Raw genomic sequence first — 14,047 nt, 5'->3', positions numbered from 1 at the left:
GTTATGTGCGGTATCGTTGGCATCGTCGGCAATCAGCCGGTATCGGAGCGGTTGGTCGATGCGCTGAAGCGGCTGGAATATCGCGGTTATGATTCGGCCGGCGTCGCAACCATCGACGAGGGCCGGTTGAAGCGCCGCCGTGCCGAGGGGAAGCTGTTCAACCTTGAAGCGAAGCTGAAAGAGGAGCCGCTGGCCGGCAGCATCGGCATTGCCCACACGCGCTGGGCGACGCATGGCGCGCCGACGGAGCGCAATGCACATCCCCATTTCACCGACGGTGTTGCCGTGGTCCACAACGGCATCATCGAGAACTTCGCGGAACTGAAGGATGAACTTGGTGCGTTTGGCGTCGAGTTCCGCTCCGATACCGATACGGAAGTCGTGGCGCATCTCCTGGCGAAATACCATCGCGATGGGATGGGACGCCGCGAAGCGATGCACGCGATGCTGAAGCGCGTTACCGGGGCCTATGCGCTTGCCGTGCTCTTTGAGGATGACCCATCGACGATCATGGCGGCACGAAACGGGCCACCGCTCGCGATCGGCCATGGCGATGGCGAAATGTTCCTGGGGTCGGATGCGATCGCCTTGGCGCCCTTCACCAATGAAATCACCTATCTGATCGATGGCGACTGGGCCGTTATCGGCAAGGCCGGTGCGCACATCTTCGACATTGACGGCAATGTCGTCGCGCGCCCGCGTCAGATTTCGATGGCTGCGGCCTATATGGTGGACAAGGGCAATCATCGCCATTTCATGGAAAAGGAAATCTACGAGCAGCCGGAGGTCATCTCCCACGCGCTCGGCCACTACATCAACTTCATTGAAAACCGGGTGACGGCCGTTTCCGATGCCATCGATTTCGCCAAAGTGCCGAGTCTTGCGCTTTCCGCCTGCGGTACCGCCTATCTCGCCGGACTGATCGGCAAGTACTGGTTCGAGCGTTATGCGCGTCTTCCGGTCGAAATCGATGTTGCTTCAGAGTTCCGGTATCGCGAGATCCCGCTCTCCCCGCAATCGGCCGCTCTTTTCATTTCGCAGTCTGGCGAAACGGCCGATACGCTGGCATCGCTCAGGTACTGCAAGGAACACGGCCTGAAGATCGGTGCCGTCGTCAATACCCGCGAATCGACGATCGCGCGGGAGTCAGACGCCGTCTTCCCGATCCTCGCCGGTCCCGAGATCGGCGTGGCATCGACCAAGGCCTTCACTTGCCAGCTTGCCGTGCTCGCCGCGCTTGCCATCGGCGCTGGCCGGGCGCGGGGCACGGTCAGCGAGCAGGAAGAACAGGCGCTGGTGAGAAGCCTTGCCGAGATGCCGCGCATCATGGGCCAGGTGTTGAACACCATCCAGCCGAAGATCGAGCTCCTGTCGCGCGAACTGTCGAAGTGCCGTGACGTGCTCTACCTCGGCCGCGGCACCAGCTTCCCGCTGGCGATGGAAGGCGCGCTGAAGCTTAAGGAGATTTCCTACATCCATGCGGAAGGCTATGCGGCCGGCGAACTGAAGCACGGACCGATCGCGCTGATCGACGAGAACATGCCGGTCATCGTCATCGCGCCGCACGACCGGTTCTTCGACAAGACCGCCTCGAACATGCAGGAAGTTGCCGCTCGTGGCGGGCGCATCATTCTCATTACGGACGAGACGGGAGCTGCCGCTTCGAAGCTCGACACGATGCATACAATCGTATTGCCGAACGTCGACGAAATCATTGCGCCGATGATCTTCGCGTTGCCGATTCAGCTTCTTGCCTATCACACGGCCGTGTTCATGGGCACCGATGTCGATCAGCCACGTAACCTCGCCAAGTCGGTAACGGTCGAATGATCATCCGGGCGGAGCGGAGCGACGATCACGAGGCTATCCGCGATGTAACTGCGGCCGCCTTTGCCGGTCATCCGCACAGCGACCAGACAGAACCGCTCATCATCGAGCGCTTGCGCGCCGCCGGCGCGCTTGCCCTGTCGCTTGTTGCGGAAGACGCGGGCGAGGTGATCGCTCATATCGCCTTTTCGCCGGTGACGATCACCCCCTCCGCTGCCGGATGGTATGGCCTCGGTCCGGTTTCGGTGCGGCCAGACAGGCAAGGGCGCGGCGTGGGCAGCGCGCTCATCCGTCATGGCCTTGATATCTTACGAAAATCCGGCGCATCGGGCTGCGTCGTCGTTGGCGAGCCGGCCTTCTATCGAAAGTTCGGATTTGCCAACGAGCCGGCTCTTGTTTTTCCGGGTTGTGCGCCGCAATATCTCATGGTTCTACACTTGTCGGAAGCGCAGGTTTGCGGCACGCTCAGCTATCATCCGGCTTTCGGGCCGGTTTGACGGGGTCGATGGCAACAACATGACGGACGGTTCCAAACGCGGCATCATCGCAGCCCGGCTGCGCAATTACTTTCTCACGGGGCTGGTCATCTGCGCACCCGTGGCTATCACGGTTTGGCTGGTTCGCTCTGTCATCGAATGGGCGGATAGCTGGGTGAAGCCCTACCTGCCGCGCTTCTACAACCCTGACAATTATTTGCCGGTGGCGATCCCAGGCTCTGGCCTCCTTATCGCAATCGTCGTCATCACGCTCGTCGGTTTCCTGACTGCGAATCTCGTCGGCCGGTCGATCGTCAATTTCGGCGAGTCGCTCCTCAATCGGACGCCGCTCGTCCGCACAATCTACAAGTCATTGAAGCAGATTTTTCAAACTGTGCTCCAGGACCAGTCCTCATCCTTCAAGACGGCCGGTCTGATCGAATATCCGAGCCCGGGGCTTTGGTCTCTTGTCTTCATCGCCACCGACGCGAAAGGTGAGATCGCTGCCAAATTCAACGAGCGCGGGATGGACATGGTCGCTGTATTCCTGCCGCCGACGCCGCTACCGACCGCTGGGTATCTCTTATTCGTGCCGCGGGAGAAGATCCTCCCGTTGCAGATGAGCGCTGAGGACGCGGCCAAGCTCCTGATCTCCGGCGGTCTCGTGGCGCCAGATCACAAGCCGCTGGCCAATGCGCCACGGCCGGTCGCGCAGCAGAAGACTGCCTGACCGCCGTTGGTATCAACCGGCGCGCAGGAAACGGATCGCCTCGTCGCGTCGGTAGAGATAGAGGAGCGTTCGCAGCGCCTCGCCACGCTCTGACGTCAAGTCGGGATCGCGCTCTATGACATAGGCGGCATCCGTGCGGGCGATCTCGAGAAGATCACCGTGCGCCTCGAGGCTTGCGATACGGAAGCCGGGTGTGCCGGATTGGCGCGTTCCGAGAAGCTCGCCTTCGCCGCGCAGTCTAAGATCTTCCTCGGCAATCACGAACCCGTCCTCGGTCTCGCGCAGAATGGAAAGACGCGCGCGGCCCGCTTCGCTGAGCGGGCTCTTGTAGAGGAGGATGCAGGTCGATGCCTCGTCGCCTCGGCCGACGCGGCCCCTCAGCTGATGCAACTGTGCCAGACCAAAGCGCTCCGCATGCTCGATCACCATGATCGTCGCGTCGGGAACATCCACGCCGACCTCCACCACCGTTGTCGCCACGAGCAGGCGAATTTCGCCGTTCTTGAAGGCAACCATCACGGCGTCCTTGTCCGGACCGGACATGCGGCCATGAACGAGACCAACATCATTGCCGAAGCGCTGGACAAGCGTTTGATAACGCTCGTCGGCGGACATCACGTCGCTTTCCTCTGACTCCTCCACCAGCGGGCAGATCCAGTAGGCCTTCTTGCCTTGCCCGAGCGCCGCATCGAGCCTGTCGACGATCTCATCGGTGCGCTCGGCGGGAATCGTCACCGTCTGTATCGGCTTTCGCCCGGCCGGCTTCTCCGTAAGCTTGGAGACATCCATGTCCCCGAATGCGGCGAGCACGAGCGTGCGCGGAATAGGTGTCGCCGTCATGACGAGCATGTGTGGGGAAATGCCTTTGGCGGTGAGCCGCAGTCGTTGGTGGACGCCGAAACGATGCTGTTCGTCGACGATGGCGAGCACGAGTTGATGATAGTTCACGGCCTCCTGGAACAGGGCGTGCGTTCCGATCACCATCTGCGTTTCGCCGGAAGCGATCCGTTCCAGGATCGCGTCGCGCTGCTTGCCCTTCGTGCGGCCGGTCAGGACATCGATCCCGATACCGGCCGGCGCGGCCATTTTCGAAAGCGTGGCATGATGCTGCCGGGCAAGGATTTCGGTTGGCGCCATCAGCACCGCTTGGCCGCCGGATTCGATCGCCGCGAGCATGGCCATCAGCGCCACCGCCGTCTTGCCGGAACCGACGTCGCCTTGCAGCAGGCGCAGCATGCGATCGCTGCCGGACATGTCGGCAAGTATGTCGCGGATCGCGGCCGACTGGCTCGCCGTGAGCGAGAAAGGCAGCGCACGGATGACCGGTTCACTCAGTTTGCCGGTCGGATGAACAGGGGTTCCGGCGACCTTGCGTAGCCGTTGGCGCACGAGCGAAAGCGATAACTGCCCCGCAAGGAATTCGTCATAAGCGAGCCGCCGCCGCGCTGGGGCCTGTGCGTCGATGTCTGTTTCATCCCGAGGCTCGTGCAGGCGGTGGAAGCTTTCCCTTGCGCTTTGAAAGCCTTGCTGACGGAGCAGCGCCTCGTCGAGCCACTCGGGCAGATCCGGCACGCGCGCCACCGCCGCCTCGATCGAGCGCCGCAACGTTCGCGGGGAGAGGCCGGCAGTCAGCCCGTAGACGGGCTCGACGAGCGGCAGATTTTCCGCCTCAGCGAGCCTGACCATATAGTCGGGATGCACCATCGACGCTCGGCCGTTGAACCAATCAACCTTGCCGCTGACGACAACGGTCTCATTGATCGGCAGTGCCTTTTCCAGCCAGTTTCCCTTGACGCGAAAGAAGGTGAGCGCCAGTTCGCCGGTGTCATCGTGCAGGAACACCCGGTAGGGTACGTTAGGTCTGCCGCGAGGCGATGGCTGGTGCCGGTCGACGCGGCCGGTGATGGTGACGACCGACCCTTGCGGCGCGTAGGCAATGCCCGGCTGCTGGCGCCGATCAATCAGCGAATGGGGCGGATGGAAGACAAGATCGATCACCCGGCAATCGTCGATCGTTTCGCGACCAAGCAGACGCGCATAGAGTTCACCGGTTTTCGGACCAATGCCGGGCAACGTATCGAGAGGCGAAAACAGCGGGTCGAGGAGAGCAGGGCGCATGATGATGAAATTGCGACGATAATTCCGGCTTTGGCAAGGCTGACAACCCGCCTTCCAGCGTTTATAGAGCCCAATGACCAAAACCCGCCGCGTCGGCAGCGGGCGGCAGGAAGGATTTTCCATGACCGGCATCACGCGTACCAGCGCCGATCTCGACCCGCGTCGGCGCAGAATCCTCTTTCGTTCCTGGCATCGCGGCATTCGCGAGATGGATTTGATTCTCGGGCAATTTGCCGAAACGGAGCTGGCGAGCCTGTCCGATGCAGAACTCGATGAACTGGAAACGATCATGCGCGAGGAAGATAACGATCTCGTGCGGTGGATCACCGGCGAACAGCCCCTGCCGGAGCGTTATGCGACGCCGTTGTTCAGCCGGATCGCCGCTTATCGCCCCGACTTCGACAAGCTTAGTCAGGAATAGATACAAGCATGATATCTGGCCTTGACCCGAAGAAGATCCTTTCCGCCACACAAGAGGTGACGATCGGCCCGGTGCCGTCCGGTGCCGAGGCACTGATACTTGCCGAGTTGGCGCGCGCGGGGAGCCCCGTCGCCTATATCCTTTCCGACGGGCAGCGGATTGCGGACCTTGAGCAGATTCTCGGCTTCGTGGCCCCGGACATTCCGGTACTGACTCTGCCGGGCTGGGATTGCCTGCCCTACGACCGCGTCTCCCCGAGCGCTGACACATCTGCGCGGAGGCTTGCTGCCTTGAGTGCGTTGATAGCGCACCGGGCGAAGCCGCATCCGGCGATCGTGCTTGTCACCGTCAATGCGGCCCTTCAGAAGATTTCTCCGCAGGATGTGATCGAAAGCCTCGCCTTTTCGGCAAGGCCAGGCAACCAGGTCCGCATGGACGATATTGCCGCGCGGCTGGAGCGAAACGGTTTCGAGCGCGTGCCGACGGTGCGCGAGGTCGGCGAGTTCGCCGTCCGAGGCGGCATTCTCGACGTCTATGTGCCCGGCAGCGGCGAACCATTGCGCCTGGATTTCTTCGGCGACACGCTTGAGACGATCCGCTCCTTCGATCCGGCGAGCCAGCGCACGACCGGTCAGGTGCGCTCGCTCGATCTCAACCCGATGAGCGAAGTGTCGCTGACGCCCGAGACCATCAGCCACTTCCGCAAGCAATACTTGTCACTCTTCGGTGCCACGACTCGGGACGATGCGCTTTATCAGGCAGTATCGGAAGGGCGCCGCTACGCCGGCATGGAGCATTGGCTGCCGCTCTTCTACGACGGCCTGGAGACGGTCTTCGATTACCTCGATGGTTTCCGTATCGTCACGGACCATCTGGTGCGCGAAGCGGCGGCGGAGCGCGCGAAGCTCATCCTCGACTATTATGACGCGCGCCTTGCCTCCGCATCGCCGGGCAAAAGTCAGATCTCCCAAGGCACGCCCTACAAGCCCGTGCCTCCGGAACTGCTTTACCTCAGCGCCAAGAGTTTTGGCGCGATGCTCTCTGAACTTAACGCCGTCCGCCTGTCGCCATTTAACGAGCACGAAGGTGAAGCGCGCCAAGTCGTCGCCATCGAGGCGCGACAGGGACTTCGCTGGGCAAAGGCGGCGGGCGAGGTCGAAAGTGACGGCGAACGCGCGAATGTCTTCGACCAAGCCGTGAAGCACATCGCCGAAAAGCGGGCGAGGGGCGCGAAGGTCGTCATTTCGGGGTGGACGGAGGGATCGCTCGATCGCCTTCTGCAGGTTCTCGCCGAGCACGGGCTTGCCAATATTCGTCCGATCAAGGCCTTGTCCGATGTGCGCTCGCTGAAGCCGGGCGAGGCCGCCTCTGCGGTCCTCAGTCTCGAAGCCGGCTTCGAGACCAGCGACCTCGTGGTTATCGGCGAGCAGGACATTCTTGGCGACCGGATGGTGCGCCGGTCGAAGCGTCGCAAGCGTGGTGCCGACTTCATCGCCGAGGTGACCGGCCTCGATGAGGGTAGCTATGTCGTCCATGCCGAACACGGTATCGGCCGTTTTGTGGGCTTGCGCACGATCGAGGCGGCCGGCGCGCCGCATGATTGTCTCGAACTTGTCTATGCAGAGAATGCCAAGCTCTTTCTGCCGGTCGAGAATATCGAGCTTCTGTCGCGCTATGGCTCCGAGGGCACGGATGCGATCCTTGACAAGCTCGGCGGCGTCGCATGGCAGGCGCGCAAGGCCAAGCTCAAGAAACGGCTGCTCGATATGGCGGGTGGCCTTATCCGCATTGCGGCCGAACGACATACCCGCCACGCGCCTGCTCTGGTGGCCCACGACGGGGTCTATGACGAGTTCGCCGCGCGCTTCCCGTACGATGAAACCGAAGATCAGATGAACTCGATCGACGCCGTGCGCGACGATCTTGGAAGCGGCCGTCCGATGGATCGCCTGGTTTGCGGTGATGTCGGCTTCGGTAAGACGGAAGTGGCGCTGCGCGCCGCCTTCATCGCCGCGATGAATGGTGTTCAAGTGGCCGTCGTCGTTCCGACGACGTTGCTTGCCCGGCAGCATTTCAGGACCTTCGCCGAGCGGTTCCGTGGCCTGCCGATCCGCATCCAGCAGGCCTCGCGGCTCGTTGGGTCAAAGGAACTCGCGTTAACGAAGAAGGAAGTGGCCGACGGCAAGACCGACATCGTCGTCGGCACGCATGCGCTGCTCGGCTCGTCGGTCAAGTTTGCCAATCTGGGGCTATTGATCATCGACGAGGAGCAGCACTTCGGCGTCAAGCACAAGGAGCGACTAAAAGAGCTGAAAACAGACGTGCATGTGCTGACGCTGTCGGCAACGCCTATTCCGCGCACGCTGCAGCTTGCCTTGACCGGCGTTCGCGAATTGTCGCTGATCACGACGCCGCCGGTCGACCGCATGGCGGTGCGCACCTTCATCTCGCCCTTCGACGCGCTGGTGATCCGCGAGACGCTGATGCGCGAGCACTATCGCGGCGGCCAAAGCTTCTATGTCTGCCCGCGCTTGAGCGACCTTTCGGAGATCCACGAATTCCTGCAATCCGATGTTCCGGAACTGAAGGTCGCGGTGGCACACGGCCAGATGCCGGCAACCGAGCTCGAGGATATCATGAACGCCTTCTACGAAGGGCGTTATGACGTGCTTCTCTCGACGACGATCGTCGAATCGGGCCTCGATGTGCCGACCGCCAATACCCTGATCGTGCACCGCGCCGACATGTTCGGACTCGCTCAGCTCTACCAGCTTCGCGGCCGGGTGGGTCGATCCAAGGTTCGCGCCTTTGCGCTCTTCACCTTGCCGGTCAACAAGACTTTGACAGGGCCGGCAGAGCGCCGCCTGAAAGTGTTGCAATCGCTCGACACGCTGGGTGCCGGCTTCCAGCTCGCCAGCCACGATCTCGACATCCGCGGCGCCGGCAACTTGCTCGGCGAGGAACAGTCCGGCCACATCAAGGAAGTGGGATTCGAGCTTTACCAGCAGATGTTGGAAGAGGCCGTCGCCGAGCTCAAGGGCGAGGAGGAAATCCACGACACCGGCTGGTCGCCGCAGATATCGGTCGGAACGCCGGTCATGATTCCGGAGGAGTATGTGCCGGATCTGAACCTGAGGCTCGGGCTTTACCGCCGCCTCGGCGAATTGACAGACCTCAAGGAGATCGACGGTTTCGGCGCGGAATTGATCGATCGCTTCGGGCCGCTGCCGACCGAGGTTCAGCACCTGCTGAAGATCGTCTACATCAAGTCGCTTTGCCGCACGGCAAATGTCGAAAAACTCGATGCCGGGCCGAAAGGCGTGGTTGTTCAGTTCCGCAACAAGGAGTTTCCGAACCCCGCGGCTCTCGTCGGTTACATCGCCAAACACGGAACGCTGGCGAAGATCCGCCCGGACCAGAGCATCTTCTTCCAACGCGAACTCGTGACGCCGGACAAGAGGCTTTCCGGCGCCGCAATGGTGATGACGCAGCTCGCCGGCCTCGCAAAGCCTGCCTGAAAACGAAGATGCCGCCGCGGTTTGCGCAGCGGCATCGTAATCGGGCCTGCGCGGGATGAGGAAAAGTGTGCGGTTTTCCGCCCGCATCCCGCGTCTTACCTTATTAGCGCGATCTAGTGCACAGGGCCGCTGGCTTTCATCTGCGCGATCTCGCGCAATGCATTCGTCAGCACATCGACCGATTGGGCGCCCATAACCGCATATTGCTGGTCGATGATGAAGCAGGGGACGCCACTGACGCCCATCTCACGGGCAACGTCGATTTCCTGCTTCACCGAATCCTTGTCCGCGTCGGAGGTGAGAAGGGCGGCGATGACCGGAACGTCGAGGCCTGCCTGCTCGGCAATCTCCAGAAGCACTGCGTGATCGCCGACATTTCGACCTTCTTCGAAATTGGCCTTGAACAGCAGGCGCACGACCTCCGCCTGGGTATGCTCGCCATTGGTTGCTGCCCAGCGGATCAGTCGATGGGCGTCGAGCGTGTTTGGGCTGATTTTCACGGCCTCGAAGTTGAACTCGATGCCATCTTCTCGGCCAAGCCCTTCGAGCGTCTTGTGGGCCCTGTCGACGGCGTCCTGGCCGCCGAGTTTTGCGGCAAGGTGTCGCTTGTGATCGACGCCTTCTGCCGGCAGGTCCGGGTTGAGCTGGTAGGGGCGCCATTGGATCATCACATGGACGTCGCCGGCGACATTGGCAACGGCTTGATCGAGGCGCCTCTTTCCGAGGTAACACCACGGGCAGACGACATCCGAGACGATATCGATTTTGACGGTTTCCATCGCTCCAGCCTTTCTTGCTTCCTAAACCTGCGACATAGGCCGGTACGGCGACAGTTTCAATGCGTTACCAAATGGGAACCTACTGCATGTTTCCTTAAATCGAATCCGATTCAAGGACAAAAACATGCAGCAATTCAAAGTGCGACGGCGACCTTTGTGCGTCTGAAAAGACGCACGGCGCTATGGTTACTGCGCGCGCTCGTCCCACCAGGTCGGCAGCTGATAGCCGTAAAGCGGAACCGTGGCCGGGCGACCGATATGCTTCCATCGCGCGACCCATTGGGCGTCGAGATGGTAGAGCGGCACCACATAGGCATTGGATACCAGCAGCCGGTCGTGGGAGCGGACCGCAGCTGTGAAGTCTTCCGTCGTCCGCGCCTGCAGGATGTTACTGATCAGCTTGTCGACATCCTTGTCGGCGACGCCGGCAAAATTCTCGCTCCCTTGCCTGTCCCGCGATTGCGATCCCCAGCGCCCGACTTGCTCAACGCCCGGAGAGAGCGAGGACGGGAATGACTTTATGATCACGTCGTAGTCGAAGGATTGGCTGCGCTGCTGGTACTGGGAATCGTCGACCGTGCGCACGGTTGCGACGATTCCCAGCGGCGCGAGGAACCGCGCGTAGGCGAGGGCGATCTTTTCCTGCCCGGCGTTCTGGCTCATGATCTCGAAGGCAAGCGGCGTGCCTTTGGCGTCGACCATCTTGCCGTCCTTGATGGCGTACCCGGCTTCGCGAAGCAGCGTCACCGCCTCGCGCAGCACATTGCGATCACGACCGGAGCCATCGGTCACGGGCAGACGATAGCTCCCATCGAGAATAGTCGGATTGATCCTCTCTCTAACGTCGCCCATGAGTCCAAGCTCACGGTCGTCTGCGGCGGCACCGAGAAACGAAAGCGACGAGTTCTGCCAGTAGCTCTGGGTTCGCGTGTAGGCACTATCGAAAAGATTCTTGTTCACCCATTCGAAGTCGAAAACGAGCGCGAGGCCCTGGCGCAGCTTGATGTTGTCGAACATCGGCCTGCGCGTGTTGAAGACGAAGCCGAGCATGCCGGAGGGGGTTCTCGGCGTGAAGCTGTCCTTGATCACGTCGCCGGAGCGCACTGCCGGAAAATCATAGCCGCGTGCCCATTTGGTTGCGCTGCCTTCCGGATAGACATCAACCTCGCCCTTCTTGAACGCCTCGAAGAGGGAGTTCTCCTGGAGGAAATACTCGACGGAGATCTCGTCGTAATTGTCGATGCCGATCTTTGAGGGCAGGTCCTTGCCCCAGTAGTCGGGATTCCGGCGATAGACGATGCGTTCGCCAGCCCTCACCTCGGCAACTCGATAGGGGCCGGAGCCGAGCGGCGGCTCCAGCGTGGTCCTGTCGAACGTGTCGACGTTGATCGCATGTTTCGGCAATACGGGTGAAAGCGCGAGCAGCATCGGGAATTCGCGGTCGACATCGTCGTTGAAGGTAAAACGGACACTGCGGTCGCCGACCTTCTCCATCTTCGAGACCTTGGAGAGGCGGTTGCTGAAGGGGGCACGCCCCTTGTCACGCATCAACTCGAAAGTGAACATGACGTCTTCGGCGGTCACGGGCCGGCCGTCGGCCCAGCGCGCCTTGGGGTTCAGGTTGAATTGGATGAAGGTGCGGTCGTCGTCCCACTCGACGGTTTCGGCGAGCAGTCCGTACATTGTGAACGGCTCGTCCTGGGAGCGCTGCATCAGCGATTCATAGACGAGGTTGCCGAAAGCCGGGTCCCACATCCCTCGCGCGGTTGTCCGCATGCTCTTCAGGATGAAGGGATTGAGACTGTCGAACGTGCCGACGACGCCATAGGAAATCTTTCCGCCCTTCTTCACGTTGGGGTTGACGTAAGGGAAGTGCTTGAAGTCGGCGGGCAGGGCAGGCTCGCCGTGCATGGAAATGGCATGCACCGGCGCGGCCAGGGCTCCATTGCCGAATGTGCTGGCGGCCACAAGCATGGCAAGGCCGGAAAGAACTGCGCGCAACTTCACCTCCCGAGGGATTTCTACAGGCCGATTCCCGTCAGGTTACCAATGCGTGCTCACATTTCCAACCTTCGCCGGAGCGGGGATCAGGAAAAGTGTGAAGCGGTTTTCCGCCCGGATCCGGCGCTGACTTCTGGAAAAGCTGTCCAGGGAGAAGAGGTTTTTCTGACCATTGGCCATCCCCTCTTTCCTGCGACTACAAGACGTGGATGTTATCGACTTCTATATCAAGGGTACCATTATCGATGACAATGGTGCATTCGAGCGATAGATCGGATCGCCCCTCTTCATGGGTCCAGAGATCGAACCGAACGGACCAAACTCGCGCGTCGGAATTTGTTAAGGCGATGGCATCAATGTCCAAGAACGCGTCATCAGGAGGCATGACCGGTGTCCGGCCGTACTCCTCAATTGCTTGTCGCATCTGCTCAGCAGATAGTCGAACACCTCTTGAGCGAGCCTCAACAGCAACGAAATCTCGAGCGACAAGCCATGCGACTACTTGCCTGAGAAGCGCAACGACGCGATAGTCCAATGTACTCAACGTCTGTTCCCCGAGGATGCGCGTTATCGTGTCCAGCGCAAGGCTTTGTACCCGATTCTTCGTTCTGCGATGCATCTTCCTTCACCCACCTGTCGTTGCGCAGCCATTGAGAGACTGTCAGCTGTCCCCAGAATCGATAAGCAAAAGTGTGAAGCGGTTTTCCGCTGGAATCTCGCTTCGATATCCAGGAAACGGCCGCCGTGATTCTTGATCAGCTCCATTCTGAAAAGATCGTGAAGCCTGGGTATTTCCGCCTTCGGCGGTTGCAAAAAATGCAACGAAACACTGGATAAACGCCGCGAGCCAATGTAACAGGTGTTTCCGGAAACGGGGCCATGCAAATGCCTCATTTGGCCAACAGGACAACGGCGGCTGACGATATTCACCATCGGAACAGTTTGTTCCGGAACCGGATTTCAGGAGACGGAATCACAATGATCTTCAAGTCGAACTTCACCAATCGCGCGGCAATGGCGGCGCTGGCGCTCTCTGTTGCAGCCGCCGGTGCGCCAAGCGCTGCTTTCGCGCAGGCAGGCAAGCCGCCGCAGGGTTGGTTCAAGGTTTGCACCAAGCAGGAAGATAACGACGTCTGCATCGTTCAGAACCTGCTCACCGCCAACAATGGTCAGCTTGTCACAGCTGTTGGCCTCATCACCGTCTCCGGTAAGATCAACCGCAAGGTTGTCCAGGTTTCCGTACCTTCCGCTCGGATGATTCCGCCGGGTGTTCAGATGCAGATCGATGGTGGCAAGGGTGTGAAGCTCGACTATGCGATCTGCATGCCCGATAAGTGTGTTGCCGAAGCACAGCTTTCCGATGCGCTGATTGCTAACCTGAAGAAGGGCAACGAAGTCGTCTTCACGTCGGTCAACTTCCAGCGCGCCCCGAACCCGATCAAGATGTCGCTGGAAGGTTTCACTGGCGTCTTTGACGGCGAGCCGATCGAACAGTCGCAGTTGGAAGAACGCCAGCGCCTGTTGCAGGAAGAAATGCAGAAGAAGGCGGAAGACGCCCGCAAGAAGCTCGAAGAGGCCCAGAAGGCCGCTAAGCAACAATAATCGCGCTCGTTTCTTGGATCAAAAGACGCCCGGTATTTGCCGGGCGTTTTTTTGTTGGGTGACCGGCGCAACAAAACGCTCCGGGACCGGGGTGCCGGAGCGTGCTCGTTGGCGATCGAGGAAACGCCCCAGCGCCCTTAGTGCTTGTAGGTGGCCTTCGGCTTGTAGTGCCCGACGGTTTCCTTCTCGAACAAGGCACTCACCTGGGGGTGGCGGATCGGTCTATCGCTCTCATCGGAAACGAGGTTCTGTTCGGAAACATATGCGACATATTCGGTGTCGTCGTTCTCGGCGAAGAGATGATAGAAGGGCTGGTCCTTGTTTGGCCGAATTTCCGGCGGGATGGCATTCCACCATTCGTCGGTGTTCGCATATTCCGGATCGACGTCGAAGATGACGCCGCGGAACGGAAAGACCCGGTGGCGAACCACCTGTCCGATCTCAAATTTCGCGCTTCTTTGTTTCATGACGCAACACATCCTTTCAGACAATAATCTGGGTTGCCGCGTGCCGAACATCAATAGGTCTGCGGTGAACCGTTCTTGGGGCACTGCTCATGAAAAAGGCGGGCTCTG

At 60.4% G+C, this 14,047-nt stretch carries 12 protein-coding genes; 6 read left to right on the top strand and 6 right to left on the bottom strand.

Annotated features, from left to right (window positions below):
- The first annotated feature begins 3 nt into the window (after window positions 1–3).
- The 3 genes from glmS to PZN02_RS17390 are packed head-to-tail and all read left to right on the top strand — an operon-like array spanning window position 4 to window position 3,033.
- A complete protein-coding gene (gene glmS / locus PZN02_RS17400; RefSeq protein WP_280659183.1) occupies window positions 4–1,830 on the top strand; it encodes a glutamine--fructose-6-phosphate transaminase (isomerizing) in 1,827 nt (608 codons plus the stop codon).
- Complete coding sequence (locus PZN02_RS17395) at window positions 1,827–2,324, top strand: GNAT family N-acetyltransferase (RefSeq protein ID WP_280659182.1); 498 nt, start codon at window positions 1,827–1,829, stop codon at window positions 2,322–2,324. The genes glmS and PZN02_RS17395 overlap by 4 nt, the downstream gene beginning before the upstream one ends.
- A 19-nt stretch (window positions 2,325–2,343) precedes the next feature.
- Entirely contained in the window at window positions 2,344–3,033 is a 690-nt protein-coding gene (locus tag PZN02_RS17390; RefSeq protein ID WP_280659181.1) for a DUF502 domain-containing protein, read from the top strand.
- A 12-nt stretch (window positions 3,034–3,045) separates the two neighbouring features.
- On the opposite strand, the gene recG is transcribed toward PZN02_RS17390, so the two are convergent.
- Window positions 3,046–5,151 (bottom strand): ATP-dependent DNA helicase RecG, encoded by a 2,106-nt coding sequence (gene recG / locus PZN02_RS17385; protein ID WP_280659180.1) that lies wholly within the window; start codon window positions 5,149–5,151, stop codon window positions 3,046–3,048.
- 121 nt (window positions 5,152–5,272) lie between these two features.
- Between recG and PZN02_RS17380 the strand changes: the two genes are divergently transcribed.
- Together PZN02_RS17380 and mfd are read left to right on the top strand one after the other, a co-directional pair.
- A complete protein-coding gene (locus PZN02_RS17380) occupies window positions 5,273–5,572 on the top strand; it encodes an FAD assembly factor SdhE (RefSeq protein WP_280661533.1) in 300 nt (99 codons plus the stop codon).
- Window positions 5,573–5,580: 8 nt separating this feature from the next.
- Window positions 5,581–9,090: a transcription-repair coupling factor gene (mfd, locus tag PZN02_RS17375; RefSeq protein WP_280659179.1), complete on the top strand. Its 3,510-nt coding sequence runs from the start codon at window positions 5,581–5,583 to the stop codon at window positions 9,088–9,090.
- A gap of 113 nt (window positions 9,091–9,203) precedes the next feature.
- Here the strand turns inward: mfd and PZN02_RS17370 are convergent, their stop codons facing one another.
- From PZN02_RS17370 to PZN02_RS17355, 4 genes are all read right to left on the bottom strand, one after another.
- Window positions 9,204–9,869, bottom strand: a complete 666-nt coding sequence (locus PZN02_RS17370) for a DsbA family oxidoreductase (RefSeq protein ID WP_280659178.1) — start codon at window positions 9,867–9,869, stop codon at window positions 9,204–9,206.
- 186 nt (window positions 9,870–10,055) lie between these two features.
- Complete coding sequence (locus tag PZN02_RS17365; protein WP_280661532.1) at window positions 10,056–11,843, bottom strand: extracellular solute-binding protein; 1,788 nt, start codon at window positions 11,841–11,843, stop codon at window positions 10,056–10,058.
- A gap of 69 nt (window positions 11,844–11,912) precedes the next feature.
- Window positions 11,913–12,050 (bottom strand): hypothetical protein, encoded by a 138-nt coding sequence (locus PZN02_RS17360; protein ID WP_280659177.1) that lies wholly within the window; start codon window positions 12,048–12,050, stop codon window positions 11,913–11,915.
- Window positions 12,051–12,066: 16 nt separating this feature from the next.
- A complete protein-coding gene (locus tag PZN02_RS17355; protein ID WP_280659176.1) occupies window positions 12,067–12,489 on the bottom strand; it encodes a DUF7668 domain-containing protein in 423 nt (140 codons plus the stop codon).
- Window positions 12,490–12,848: 359 nt separating this feature from the next.
- On the opposite strand from PZN02_RS17355, the gene PZN02_RS17350 reads away from it, so the two are divergent.
- Window positions 12,849–13,472 carry an invasion associated locus B family protein gene (locus tag PZN02_RS17350; RefSeq protein ID WP_280659175.1) on the top strand — a complete coding sequence of 208 codons (624 nt, stop codon included), beginning with the start codon at window positions 12,849–12,851 and terminating at the stop codon, window positions 13,470–13,472.
- Window positions 13,473–13,609: 137 nt separating this feature from the next.
- Here the strand turns inward: PZN02_RS17350 and hspQ are convergent, their stop codons facing one another.
- Window positions 13,610–13,939 carry a heat shock protein HspQ gene (gene hspQ, locus PZN02_RS17345; RefSeq protein WP_280659174.1) on the bottom strand — a complete coding sequence of 110 codons (330 nt, stop codon included), beginning with the start codon at window positions 13,937–13,939 and terminating at the stop codon, window positions 13,610–13,612.
- Window positions 13,940–14,047 lie beyond the last annotated feature (108 nt).

Origin of the sequence: Sinorhizobium garamanticum (assembly GCF_029892065.1) — a bacterium.
GTDB classification, from domain to species: domain Bacteria; phylum Pseudomonadota; class Alphaproteobacteria; order Rhizobiales; family Rhizobiaceae; genus Sinorhizobium; species Sinorhizobium garamanticum.
This window is presented reverse-complemented; position numbering and strand designations above follow the sequence as displayed.

Coding starts and splice junctions, on each gene's coding strand:
- glmS (WP_280659183.1), top strand. CDS start 4: ATGTGCGGTATCGTTGGCATCGTCGGCAATCAGCCGGTATCGGAGCGG.
- PZN02_RS17395 (WP_280659182.1), top strand. CDS start 1,827: ATGATCATCCGGGCGGAGCGGAGCGACGATCACGAGGCTATCCGCGAT.
- PZN02_RS17390 (WP_280659181.1), top strand. CDS start 2,344: ATGACGGACGGTTCCAAACGCGGCATCATCGCAGCCCGGCTGCGCAAT.
- recG (WP_280659180.1), bottom strand. CDS start 5,151: ATGCGCCCTGCTCTCCTCGACCCGCTGTTTTCGCCTCTCGATACGTTG.
- PZN02_RS17380 (WP_280661533.1), top strand. CDS start 5,273: ATGACCGGCATCACGCGTACCAGCGCCGATCTCGACCCGCGTCGGCGC.
- mfd (WP_280659179.1), top strand. CDS start 5,581: ATGATATCTGGCCTTGACCCGAAGAAGATCCTTTCCGCCACACAAGAG.
- PZN02_RS17370 (WP_280659178.1), bottom strand. CDS start 9,869: ATGGAAACCGTCAAAATCGATATCGTCTCGGATGTCGTCTGCCCGTGG.
- PZN02_RS17365 (WP_280661532.1), bottom strand. CDS start 11,843: ATGCTTGTGGCCGCCAGCACATTCGGCAATGGAGCCCTGGCCGCGCCG.
- PZN02_RS17360 (WP_280659177.1), bottom strand. CDS start 12,050: ATGGCCAATGGTCAGAAAAACCTCTTCTCCCTGGACAGCTTTTCCAGA.
- PZN02_RS17355 (WP_280659176.1), bottom strand. CDS start 12,489: ATGCATCGCAGAACGAAGAATCGGGTACAAAGCCTTGCGCTGGACACG.
- PZN02_RS17350 (WP_280659175.1), top strand. CDS start 12,849: ATGATCTTCAAGTCGAACTTCACCAATCGCGCGGCAATGGCGGCGCTG.
- hspQ (WP_280659174.1), bottom strand. CDS start 13,939: ATGAAACAAAGAAGCGCGAAATTTGAGATCGGACAGGTGGTTCGCCAC.